Source organism: Bradyrhizobium sp. CCBAU 11434 (assembly GCF_028128895.1).
In the GTDB taxonomy this organism is placed as follows: domain Bacteria; phylum Pseudomonadota; class Alphaproteobacteria; order Rhizobiales; family Xanthobacteraceae; genus Bradyrhizobium; species Bradyrhizobium zhengyangense.
Genome location: NZ_LBJX01000097.1, coordinates 24,337 through 36,178 on the forward strand (window position 1 = coordinate 24,337; position 11,842 = coordinate 36,178).

The following is an 11,842-nucleotide window of genomic DNA, read 5'->3' on the forward strand; positions in this document are numbered from 1 at the left end:
GGAGGCGCTTCGCTCAGCCCTGATGTCTTTCCCCCGCGGCGGCGCCGGGGGCCTGTATGCGCGGGAGCGGCAATTTGAAGTGACGCTTGGCGTAAGCGACGATCTCGTTGTCCGTGGGATGATCGGCCGCTTCCACCGCGACAATCCGCTTGGCGAGATCGGGCGCATGGGCGCGAATGTGGCTGGCGAGCTCCATCTTCGCGTTCGCCGGACCGATGATGAGGATTTCTCCGGCATCGGCGATGGCCTTGGTCACCTCGGCGAGGAAGGTTTTGTCCGGCGCGGCGTGGCCGCTGCCGATCGTGTTGGCCTTGTGATGAAGATGCCGCGTTGCCAGCTGCGGATGCAGGGTGACTTCGTCGGAGCCGCTCAGGCCAAGATGGAAGATCCGGGCCTGCGAATGATCGATCCAGACCACGGCGTGAAAATGAGAGGGCATGTGCTTGCCTTGTCCTTGGGCCTTGTCCTTGGGCCTTGTCCGAGGGAAGGCCGCCGATATCAGTGCGGCGGCGCGTGTCACGATAACCCTAGGCTGATCGGCATCGCTCCTGGTTGACCCAAGTCAAGTTGACCCGGCCAGCCTGATCCCCACAAGCCGGATATGGCAACGGACGTCGAACGCTCGCTTGAACCAGCGGGCGTTCGACGGCTCAGGCGGCCTTTGCCGCGGGGGGAGCTGCGGACTTCGCCGGCGGCGGCTTCAGCGGCTTGTCCTGCCGCTTCGACCACGAGATGTAATAGGCCACCGTCGTCATGATCGCGATTCCGGCGATGGAGACGAACAGCTGCGCGAACAGCGAGCCCGAGCTCATCGACAGCTCGAAATGGCCGACGAAGGACAGGAACACGCCGACGCAGAACACGGCGAGCGATTGCTGGCCGCAGACGATCACGGGATCGAAGACCTTCCACTCCAGCCCCGGCCATTCCTTCGGCACGAAGCGGATCACCAGGATCACGATCACGACGAAGTGGATGAAGCGGTAGGGCGCAAGGTTGGTCTTGTCGTTCGGATTGAACGCCGAGAACAGCCATTCCGGGAACATGCCGCCAAGCGCCGGAAAACGGCCGGCCATGGTCATGACCAGCGCGAAGGCGAGATAGGCGAGGCAGACCCACAACGTAACCGACGAATTGATCAGCCAGCCCGAACGGCGTGCGCCGCCCATCGCGCACCAGGCGCCGAACACGAACAGCACCTGCCAGCAATAGGGGTTGAAATACCACTGGCCGCCCGGATAGGCGGTCAAATTCCAGCCGAAGTGTCGCGCCGAGAGCCACAGGACAATGGACAGCACCATCGTCAGATCAGGCTTGCGCAGCATGAACCACAGCACCGGCGGAAACAGGCCCATCAACACGATGTAGAGTGGCAGCACGTCGAGATTGAGCGGCTTGAACCGCAGGAACAGGCCCTGGCGCAAGGTCTCGGTGGCGTTGTCGACGAGGCCGGCGACGTTGAACTCGTTGATCATCTCGGAATCGCCGAAGCGCAGCGCCAGATAGCTGATCGAGGCGATATAGATCACGAACAGGATGATGTGGGCGACATAGAGCTGCCAGACCCGCTTGGTCAGGCGGGTGGCGCCGACGATGAAGCCGCGCTCCAGCATCATCCGGGCGTAGACAAACGTAGCCGTGTAGCCGGAGATGAAGACGAACAAATCGGCCGCGTCCGAAAAGCCGTAGTTGCGCGTCGTGATCCAGTTCACGATGTTGTCGGGGATGTGGTCGAGGAAGATCGCCCAGTTGGCGATACCGCGAAACAGGTCGAGCCTGAGGTCACGGCCCTTTTCGGGCAGCGTGGCGTTGATGTTCAGGAAGGCCATGCGACGGAAGCTCTCGAAAGGGACGGATACGCTGAGGTCGGCGAGGCGAATGTTGGCAAGGCAGGTGTTAGCAAGGCTTGTGTTGGCAAGGCTTGTGTTGGCAAGGCTTGGCCGCCGGGCGGGATTCCCGGACGGAAGGCGGGTACGCAATTGTCACAGTGCAGCATAATGACTATACCCATCGGTGAGGGACCTGGGAGGGCCGGAATCACCGATCAGTTCCCGAAAGGTGTCTCTATACTATGCCCGCGGTTTGCACCAATCGCTACCGTGACGCATGAAAATCGAACGAAAGACGAAGAGGCCGGACCGCCAATGACCGCACGCATTTTCAAGCCCGCCAAGAACGCGATGCAATCCGGCCGGTCGAAGACCAAGGAATGGCAGCTCGATTACGAGCCGGAGCAGCCCCGTTCGGTCGAGCCGCTGATGGGCTGGACCTCGTCCGGCGACATGAAGCAGCAGATCACGCTACGCTTCCACACCAAGGACGAGGCGGTCGCCTATTGCGAGCGCAAGGGCATCGCCTACCAGGTGATCGAGCCCAAGGATTCCTTGCACCGCCAGGTCGCCTACGCCGACAATTTCTCTTTCCGCCGCGGTGAGCCCTGGACGCATTAAGGGGCTCCTTCGGCCGTCCGACGGAACGGGCCTTGGCACTGCGCGCCCCCCGTGCTTCGCTGGTCCTATGACGGGACCATGACGAGGTAGGGGATGGCCGGGCGCGACCAGCTCGACAGCGTCGATCTGAAGATACTCTCCGAATTGCAGCAGGACGGGCGCGTCCGTAACAACGAGCTGGCGCTGCGCGTCGGCGTGTCCGCGCCGAACTGCCTGCGACGGCTCAAATCGCTGTTCAGGCGCGGGGTGATCCGCGCCGTGCGCGCGGTCATCGACGAACGGCTGCTCGGCTATGAGGTGGTGTCGTTCGTCTCGATCCAGCTCGGCAGCCAGGCGCAGCCGGTGCTCGCGGCCTTCGAGGGCTCGATCTCAGCGATCCCGCGGATACAGCAGTGCTGGCGGATTTCGGGCGACACCGACTATCTTCTCAAATGCGTGGCGCCGAGCGTCGAGAGCATGCGCCAGCAGCTGTTGCATTTCGCCGCCATGCCCAACGTGAAGAACGTCCGCAGCTTTCCGGTTCTTGGCGTTGCGAAGGACGTGCCGCTGCCGGTTGAGGAGCTTGCGGCAGGGACCGTTTCGGCCGGCTAGCGCGTGGGAGGGAGAGGGCGACGGGGTCGCCGACGACGCTTCGGATTTCCGCATAGTCCTGCTTTATTTCCCTATAATCCCGGAAAATCTCCGCAAAAAAATTCGTTTGAACCGCCGGTTTCCGGACGCGACCAACCGGACGCTACGGTTCATCAAAACTCATTTGCGCAGCGACATGTTCGCTTCAGGCATTTGACAAAATTTATGGAGATCAAAATGGCAGGCACTATCGGGAAGGGCCAGATCCGAGTGGTCGGCATGGCTGACGCCGACACGGTCATCAATGGCGGCACGGAAATCGTCGTCGGCGGTGACGTCTTCAATACGACGATCAACGACGGCGGCGTTCAAGATGTCTATCATCGCGGAAGGACGCACGACGTAACGATCAACGACGGCGGGCTCCAGAACCTCCGGGAGGGCGCGACCGCGTACAACACGGTCATCAATTCCGGTGGCGTGCAGGACGCTCACGGCAACGCCTTCGACACCATCGTCAACAGCGGCGGTGTGCAGGATCTGTGGGGCGCCTCCAACACCGCCGTGATCCACAGCGGCGGCTTTCAGGTCGTCGAGTCCGGCGGTATCGCAGGTTATACCTACCTGATGGGCGGGGCGCAGGTCGTCAAGTCGGGGGGCGGGGCGGGTTTCACGTACGTCGAGAAAGGCGGCGTGCTCTACGATTGGGGCGGCACCGCGGAAACGGACATCGGCGCCGGCGGCAAGGAGATCGTGTTCAAGGGCGGCCGTGCCGACGAAACCAAGGTCGAGACCGGTGGCCTCCTGTCCGTCCAGGCGGGCGGCACGGCAAAGGACATGGCCTTCGGTGGCACCAACGCGACACTTGATCTCGCCTTGGCCAGCGACTTCACCGGATACATCTCGGGCTGGCAGGCGGCGGACAAGATCGACCTGCACAACATCAAGTCCGGCGCCGGCGCCACCTTTGCGTTTTCGGAGAATGCCGCCAACACGGGAGGCGTGCTCACGATCTCCGACGGCGCGACCGTCGCCAAGCTCAATCTGATCGGGCAGTTCACCAATGCGGATTTCGCGCTGTCCGCCGACGGCAGCGGCGGTGTGATCGTCTCGCATCCGGTGGAAATGGTCGCAGGCCCTCCGGCCGGGGCCGTGATCGCAGCCGCGGCCCACGTCTCCTAGAGCCGGGTCGGGGATCAGGGTCATGCCCACAACGTCGTCAGACGTCGCCGTCACGCCTGACAGCGGGCTCGAGTCGCTGACCCTGCTGCTCCGCTTCTTCGGCATCCCCGGCGATGCGGAGCAGCTTCGGCACCGACTTGGCGGTGTGCGCTTCGGCACGACCGAGATTTTGCGCTGCGCCCGGGATCTCGGCCTCAAGGCACGTCGCGTCCGGAAGGATTGGACGCGACTCTGCAAGACCTCGTTGCCGGCCATCGCGGAATGGCGCGACGGCAGCTTCGTCATCGTGGCGAAATTGTCCGAGGACAAGGTCATCATCCACAATTCGACGACGGGAAAGCCCGAGCTGCTGCCGCGCGCCGCCTTCGAGGCGGCATGGGGCGGCGGGTTGATCGTGATGACGCGCCGCGCCTCGCTCGGCGAGCTGGTCCGGCGCTTCGACGTCGGCTGGTTCCTACAGGCGATGCACAAATATCGCGGCCTGTTCGCCGAGGTGCTGGCCGCCTCGTTCTTTCTCCAGGTCTTCGCGCTGATCTCACCGTTGTTCTTCCAGGTGGTGATCGACAAGGTGCTCGTGCATCGCGGCCTCACCACGCTCGACGTTCTGGTGTTCGGGCTGATCGCGGTATCCGTCCTGGAAACGCTGCTCGCGGCGCTGCGTACCCACCTCTTCGCGCATACCACGAACCGCATCGACGTCGAGCTCGGCGCTCGGCTCTACCGACATCTGCTGGCGCTGCCGCTCGCTTATTTCGAAGCGCGGCGGGTCGGGGATTCCGTGGCGCGCGTTCGCGAACTGGAGAACATCCGCAACTTTCTCACGGGCTCGGCCCTGACGCTGGTGGTCGATCTGGTCTTCACCATCGTGTTCCTGGCGGTGATGTTCTCCTACTCGCCGCTCCTGAGCTGGATCGTGGTGGGCTCGGTTCCGCTTTACGTGGCGCTGTCGGCCGGGGTGACACCGCTGTTTCGCGCGCGGCTCGACGAGAAATTCAACCGCGGCGCCGAGAACCAGGCCTTTCTTGTCGAAAGCGTCGCCGGCGTCGAGACGCTGAAGTCCATGGCGGTAGAGCCGCAGATGCAGCGCCGCTGGGAGGAGCAGCTCGCCGGCTATGTCAGTGCGAGTTTCCGCGTGCTCGCGCTCGGCAACTGGGCGAGCCAGGCCGTGCAACTGATCAGCAAGCTCGTCACTGCGCTGACGCTCTATTTCGGAGCCCGGCTCGTGATCGAGGGCGCGCTGTCGGTCGGTGAGCTCGTGGCCTTCAACATGCTCGCCGGCCGCGTGTCGCAGCCGGTGCTGCGGCTCGCGCAGCTGTGGCAGGACTTCCACCAGGCGCGTCTGTCGATCGCGCGGCTTGGCGATATTCTCAACACGGCGCCGGAGCCGGCCCATCTCACCGGTCACGCCGCGTTGCCACCCATCAAGGGCGGGATCAGTTTCGAACGTGTCGGTTTCCGCTATCGGATCGACGGACCGGAGGTCCTGCACGAGGTCAGCCTGCACGTGCCGCCGGGGCAGGTGGTGGGGATCGTCGGTCCCTCCGGCTCCGGGAAATCGACGCTCACGAAGCTGGTGCAGCGGCTCTACGTGCCCGAGAGCGGTCGCATCATGATCGACGGCACGGACCTTGCGCTCGTCGATGTCGCCTGGCTGCGTCGCCAGATCGGCGTCGTGCTGCAGGAGAATTTCCTGCTCAACCGCTCGATCCGCGACAACATCGCGCTCGCCGATCCCGCGTTCCCGATGGAGCGCGTGATCGTGGCTGCAAAGCTCGCCGGCGCGCACGATTTCATTCTGGAGCTGCCGCGGGGCTACGATACGATCGTGGGCGAACGCGGCGCGAGCCTGTCCGGCGGCCAGCGCCAGCGCATCGCCATCGCGCGCGCGCTGATCGGCGACCCCCGCATCCTGATCTTCGACGAGGCCACCTCGGCGCTGGACTATGAGAGCGAGCGTATCATCCAGGACAACATGCACAGAATAGCGCACGGCCGCACCGTGCTGGTCATCGCGCACCGGCTTTCGACCGTGCGCCGCGCCGACCGCATCCTGACGCTGGATCACGGCCGGCTCGTCGAGGACGGCAGCCATGACGAGTTGATCCAGCGCAACGGGCGCTATGCCAATCTCCACCGCCTGCAGGGAGGGCTCCGCGATGTCGGCTAGCACCATTGCGCGGGACGCCTGGGGCGGAAACGGTCTCCGCAGCGACGAGCGCGAGTTCCTGCCCGCGGCGCTGGAGATCATGGAAACGCCTGCTTCGCCGCTCGGCCGCGCCATCGCCGCCACCATCGGCGCCTCGCTCCTGATAGCGATCGCCTGGGCTTCGTTCGGCCACATCGACATCGTCGCGACCGCGCAAGGCAAGGTGGTGCCGACCGATCGGGTCAAGTCCATCCAGCCCCTGGACAGCGGCGTCATCGCCAGCATCAACGTCCGGGACGGCGACCGTGTGAAGCAGGGCGACGTCCTCATCGCCATGGATCAGACGGCCAGCATGGCGGACCGCGATCGCATCCGGCCTGAGCTGCAGCGCGTCCGGCTCGACGTTGCGCGGCTCTCGGCGCTCATTGCCGGGCTCGACGGAGATTTGCACCCGGTCAACTTTGCACCGCCGCCCGAGGCGCGGGCGCGGGAGGTCGCGCGGGCCAGGGCCGTCATGACCGCGCAGGCCGAGCAGCAGATCGCCAAGATCGAGGCGCTCGAGCAGCAGATCGCGCAAAAGCGGGCGGAAGCGGACAGCGTCAAGGCGGCAATCGACAAGGTCGAAGCCGAGCTGCCGCTCGTCACCGAGGCCGCCGAGGTGCGCGAGAAGGCCATGAACATTCAATACGGCAACCGGATCGCTTATCTCGATGCCAAGGTGCGGTTGACGGAGCTGCAGCGCGAGCTGGTGGTGCAGCGATGGCGTCTCGCCGAGGTCGAGGCCGCACAACGCTCGGCCGTCGGCCAGCGCGATCAGGCCCGTGCCGAATATGTCCGCGGACTGACGACAGACCTCGTCGAGGCCGAGCAGAAGGCGGCGCAGCTCACCGAGGACCTCGTCAAAGCCGAGCGGCGCATGCAGGACCAGATCCTGCGGGCGCCAATCGACGGCACCGTGCAACAGCTTGCGGTTCACACGGTCGGCGGTGTCGTCACGCCGGCTCAGCCGCTGCTGGTGGTGGTCCCCGCCGAGGCGACCATTGAAATCGAAGCGATGCTGGCCAACCGCGATGTCGGCTTCGTTCGCGACGGCGACGAGGCGGAGATCAAGGTCGACACTTTCAACTTCACCAAATATGGGGTGCTGCGCGGCAGAGTAACGAGCTTATCGCGCGATGCCATCACCCGCGACAAGGCGACCGCCCATGGCGGCAGTTCGCAGAGGTCCGGCGACGCTGCGGCGAGCGCGCCGGCGGGGGAGGACCTCCTCTATGCCGCCCGCATTGCGCTTGGTCGGACGAGCATGCTCGTCGACGGCCGCATGACGGACCTCGAGCCGGGGATGGCGGTGACCGCCGAGATCAAGACCGGGAAGCGGCGGATCATCGAATATCTTCTTTCGCCGCTGCTGCGGTACGAGCAGGAATCCTTGCGCGAGAGGTGAGGGGCTTGCCCGGCATGGGCACAGCCGCTCGCGCCGCCGAAACACTCGTGATTGCGGGCGTTCGTGAGCTGACAATGAGGTCGCTCGCCGTTTTAGCGATAGCGGTCGCGAAACTCGCGCGGGCTCGCGCCGGTCCAGGAGCGGAAAGCCCGGGAAAAACTCTTTTCGTTGCGAAAGCCGGCGATCTCGGCGATCCGCTTGATCGGCGTGCGCCCGCGCATCAGCTCCTGCTTGGCGAGCTCGAGCTTTGCTTCTTCCTTCAGGTCGCGCAGCGAAGTTGCTTCTTCGCGCAGCCGACGATGCATGGTGCGGGTGGACAGCGCGAGTTCGCTTGCGACATCCTCTGCGCCGAGAATGCGTCCGCGCCCCTCGCGCAGCACGCGGCGGACACGCTCGACCAGCAAGCGGTCGCGGCGATAGGGCAGGACCGTCAGGCGCAGCGCGCCCTTGAGCATGCTGTCGAGGTCGGCGGGGCTGCGCGTCAGCGGCAGCGAGAGATAATGCTTGTCGAAGACGATGCATGCCGCGTCCGCGTCGAAGCGGATGTGCTTGCAGAAGATGGTCGGATAGACCGAGACATGGGCGGGCTCTGCATAAGGAAATTCCGCCGCACGTAACGCAATTGCGGAATCCACCGCCCAGCAGGAGAAGCCGAGCACATAACGGAGCAGGGTGACGAGGCAGAATTCGCGCAAAGGTCCGAGATCGCGCTGTTCGCGAATGGAGATGGTCGCGGTCTCGCCGCTGACCGCAAGCTCGAACAGCACGTCCTCGGTCAGCAGGCGGTGATGCCGGCACCAGCGTTTCAGCGCGACCTCGAGATTGGGCGCGGTGATCGAGGCACGGCACAGCATGCCGTAGCTGCCCCACGGCAGGCGGCGCGAGAACCAGCCGAGCGCCTCGTCGTCGAGCTCGCGCATGGCGTGGCCGGCCAGCGCCTCGAACTGGGCGGCCGTAATCCGCCCGTTGGCCGACCGAACGAGATCGGATGGGACCTGGCCCTTGGCGAGCGCCTCAGCCGGATCCCGTCCATGGCGGGCATAGGCCGCGACCACGCCGAGGACGAAAGCGGCGGGGGTCATGGCGCGGCGGGGCGTGGCTGTTGCGGCCTGGAAAGGCATTGGATGTCCTTTGGAAAATCCTCGCCAAACTTGGCGGAAAATGCAACCTTTTCGACCGCCAGAACGCCCGGGCGGGGGTAGGTTCGGACCCGACAAGATCTAGGAGGAATCGCCTTGAACATCCCGAGCATCGATTTCGATCTGGGCGACGACATCAGCATGCTGCGCGACACGCTGCGCGCCTTCGTAGAGGCGGAGATCGCCCCGCGCGCCGCCGAGATCGAGAAGGCCAATCTGTTCCCGGCCGACCTGTGGAAGCGGCTCGGCGACCTCGGCGTGCTCGGCATGACCGCGCCGGAGCAATATGGCGGCTCCAACATGGGCTATCTCGCCCATATTGTCGCCATGGAGGAGATATCGCGCGGCTCCGCGGCCGTGGGCCTGTCCTATGGCGCGCACTCCAATCTTTGCGTCAACCAGATCCGCCGCAACGGCAGTGACGCCCAGCGCCAGCGCTATCTGCCGAAGCTGATCTCAGGGGAATATGTCGGGGCGCTCGCAATGTCCGAGCCGGGCGCCGGCTCCGACGTCGTCTCGATGAAGCTGCGTGCCGACAAGCGCGGCGATCGCTATGTGCTCAACGGCTCGAAGATGTGGATCACCAATGGCGGCGATGCCGACGTGCTGGTGGTCTACGCCAAGACCGATCCCGAGGCCGGCCCGCGCGGCATGACCGCCTTCTTGATCGAGAAGGGCTTTAAAGGCTTCAGCCACGGCCAGCATCTCGACAAGCTCGGCATGCGCGGCTCCAATACCTATCCGCTGTTCTTCGACGAATGCGAGGTGCCTGAAGAGAACGTGATGGGTAAGGTCGGCGAAGGCGTCAAGGTGCTGATGTCGGGCCTCGACTATGAGCGCGCTGTGCTGTCGGGCGGACCGCTCGGAATCATGGCCGCCTGCATGGACGCTGTCGTGCCCTACATGCACGAGCGCAAGCAATTTGGCCAACCGATCGGCGATTTCCAGCTGATGCAGGGCAAGCTCGCCGACATGTATGCGACCTGGCAGGCTACGCGCGCTTACGTCTACGCCGTGGGAAAGGCCTGCGACCACGCCGACCACGCGCGCACACTGCGCAAGGACGCGGCGGCGGCCATTCTCTATTCCGCCGAAAAGGCGACATGGATGGCGGGCGAGGCGATCCAGGCGCTCGGCGGCGTCGGCTATACATCCGAATTTCCGGTCGGCCGGCTCTGGCGCGACGCGAAGCTCTACGAGATCGGCGCGGGGACATCAGAAGTGCGCCGCATGCTGATCGGCCGTGAGCTGATGTCGGAAACCGCCTAAACCCTCAACCACGTCATCAGAAACGCGGGACCACATGCCGCTCCATTCCAGCATCGATCCATCGTCATCCGATTTCGCGCGCAATGCGGATGCCATGCGCGGCCTCGTTGCGGATTTGCGTGAAAAGCTCGCCCAGGTCGCTGGCGGCGGCGGCGAGGCCTCGCGCAACCGCCATACATCGCGCGGCAAGATGCTGGCGCGTGAGCGCGTCGATCTGCTGGTCGATCCCGGCACCTCGTTCTTGGAGTTGTCGCCGCTGGCGGCGCACGGCCTCTACGGCGGCGACGTGCATTCGGCGAGCATCGTCACCGGCGTCGGCCGTATCTCGGGCCGCGAATGCGTCATCGTCGCCAACGATGCCACCATCAAGGGCGGCACCTATTATCCCATGACCGTGAAGAAGCATCTGCGGGCGCAGGACATCGCTCGGCAGAACAATCTGCCCTGCGTCTACATGGTCGATTCCGGCGGCGCCTTCCTGCCGCTGCAGGACGAGATCTTCCCGGACGAGCGGCATTTCGGCCGCATCTTCTACAACCAGGCGCAGATGTCCTCCCAAGGCATTCCGCAGATCGCCATCGTGATGGGCTCCTGCACCGCCGGCGGCGCTTACGTGCCTGCGATGTCGGACGAGAGCATCATCGTGCGCAATCAAGGCACCATCTTCCTCGGCGGCCCGCCGCTGGTGAAGGCCGCGACCGGCGAGGTCGTCAGCGCCGAAGAGCTCGGCGGCGCCGACGTGCATTCGCGGCAATCCGGTGTCACCGATCACTACGCTCAGAATGATGCCCATGCGATCGGCATTGCCCGCCGTATCGTCGGCACACTGAAGCCGTCCGCGCGGCCGAACCTCAACATGCATCCGCCGCGCGATCCGCTGTTTGCGGCGGAGGAGATCTACGGCGTGGTGCCCGTCGATGGCCGCAAGCCGTTCGACGTGCACGACATCATTGCGCGTGTGGTTGACGGCTCCGAGTTCGACGAGTTCAAGAAGCTCTACGGCACGACGTTGGTGTGTGGCTTCGCCCATATCTGGGGTTATCCGGTCGGCATTATCGCCAACAACGGCATCCTGTTCAGCGAGAGCTCGCTGAAGGGCGCGCATTTCATCGAGCTGTGCTGCCAGCGCGGCATTCCGCTGGTGTTCCTGCAGAACATCACCGGCTTCATGGTCGGCAAGAAATACGAGGCCGGTGGCATCGCGCGCGACGGGGCCAAGTTGGTGACGGCGGTGGCGACCGCCTCGGTGCCGAAATTCACTGTCGTGATCGGCGGCTCCTATGGCGCCGGCAATTACGGCATGTGCGGCCGCGCCTACGCGCCGCGCTTCCTCTGGATGTGGCCGAACGCGCGTATCTCGGTGATGGGCGGCGAGCAGGCCTCCATGGTGCTGAGCCAGGTCCGGCGCGACAATATCGAGGCCAAAGGCGATAGCTGGTCGAAGGAGGAGGAAGATAAGTTCCGCAAGCCGATCCGCGATCAGTATGAGAGCCAGGGGCATCCTTATTACGCGACCGCGCGTCTGTGGGACGACGGCGTGATCGATCCGGCCGACACGCGTCTCGTGCTCGGCCTTGGCCTCTCGGCGGCATCGAATGCGCCGATCGAGCCGACGAAGTTCGGCCTGTTCAGGATGTGATGC

The 11,842-nt window shown here is 64.6% G+C and carries 10 protein-coding genes; 7 read left to right on the top strand and 3 right to left on the bottom strand.

Annotated features, from left to right (window positions below; genetic code table 11):
* Positions 1-13 precede the first annotated feature (13 nt).
* Both XI06_RS28180 and XI06_RS28185 read right to left on the bottom strand, forming a co-directional pair.
* Positions 14-439, bottom strand: coding sequence for a translational machinery protein (locus XI06_RS28180; RefSeq protein WP_237862522.1), 426 nt, complete (start codon positions 437-439; stop codon positions 14-16).
* Between the two features lie 211 nt (positions 440-650).
* Positions 651-1,829, bottom strand: coding sequence for an OpgC domain-containing protein (locus tag XI06_RS28185; RefSeq protein WP_237862521.1), 1,179 nt, complete (start codon positions 1,827-1,829; stop codon positions 651-653).
* Positions 1,830-2,144: 315 nt separating this feature from the next.
* Here XI06_RS28185 and XI06_RS28190 point away from each other — a divergent pair, with 315 nt between their 5' ends.
* From XI06_RS28190 to XI06_RS28210, 5 genes are all read left to right on the top strand, one after another.
* Positions 2,145-2,450, top strand: a complete 306-nt coding sequence (locus XI06_RS28190; RefSeq protein WP_237862520.1) for an ETC complex I subunit — start codon at positions 2,145-2,147, stop codon at positions 2,448-2,450.
* Between the two features lie 93 nt (positions 2,451-2,543).
* Positions 2,544-3,041, top strand: a complete 498-nt coding sequence (locus tag XI06_RS28195; RefSeq protein WP_237862519.1) for an Lrp/AsnC family transcriptional regulator — start codon at positions 2,544-2,546, stop codon at positions 3,039-3,041.
* A gap of 216 nt (positions 3,042-3,257) precedes the next feature.
* Positions 3,258-4,202: a hypothetical protein gene (locus tag XI06_RS28200; RefSeq protein ID WP_271607024.1), complete on the top strand. Its 945-nt coding sequence runs from the start codon at positions 3,258-3,260 to the stop codon at positions 4,200-4,202.
* 22 nt (positions 4,203-4,224) lie between these two features.
* Positions 4,225-6,369 carry a type I secretion system permease/ATPase gene (locus XI06_RS28205; RefSeq protein WP_271607025.1) on the top strand — a complete coding sequence of 715 codons (2,145 nt, stop codon included), beginning with the start codon at positions 4,225-4,227 and terminating at the stop codon, positions 6,367-6,369.
* The gene (locus XI06_RS28210; RefSeq protein WP_271607026.1) at positions 6,359-7,792 is read left to right on the top strand and encodes an HlyD family type I secretion periplasmic adaptor subunit; all 1,434 of its coding nucleotides are present in this window, start codon (positions 6,359-6,361) and stop codon (positions 7,790-7,792) included. The genes XI06_RS28205 and XI06_RS28210 overlap by 11 nt, the downstream gene beginning before the upstream one ends.
* A gap of 92 nt (positions 7,793-7,884) precedes the next feature.
* On the opposite strand, the gene XI06_RS28215 is transcribed toward XI06_RS28210, so the two are convergent.
* Complete coding sequence (locus tag XI06_RS28215; protein ID WP_237862515.1) at positions 7,885-8,913, bottom strand: AraC family transcriptional regulator; 1,029 nt, start codon at positions 8,911-8,913, stop codon at positions 7,885-7,887.
* Between the two features lie 159 nt (positions 8,914-9,072).
* On the opposite strand from XI06_RS28215, the gene XI06_RS28220 reads away from it, so the two are divergent.
* The gene (locus tag XI06_RS28220) at positions 9,073-10,200 is read left to right on the top strand and encodes an isovaleryl-CoA dehydrogenase (protein WP_271607065.1); all 1,128 of its coding nucleotides are present in this window, start codon (positions 9,073-9,075) and stop codon (positions 10,198-10,200) included.
* Between the two features lie 34 nt (positions 10,201-10,234).
* Positions 10,235-11,839, top strand: a complete 1,605-nt coding sequence (locus tag XI06_RS28225; protein ID WP_237862513.1) for a carboxyl transferase domain-containing protein — start codon at positions 10,235-10,237, stop codon at positions 11,837-11,839.
* Positions 11,840-11,842 lie beyond the last annotated feature (3 nt).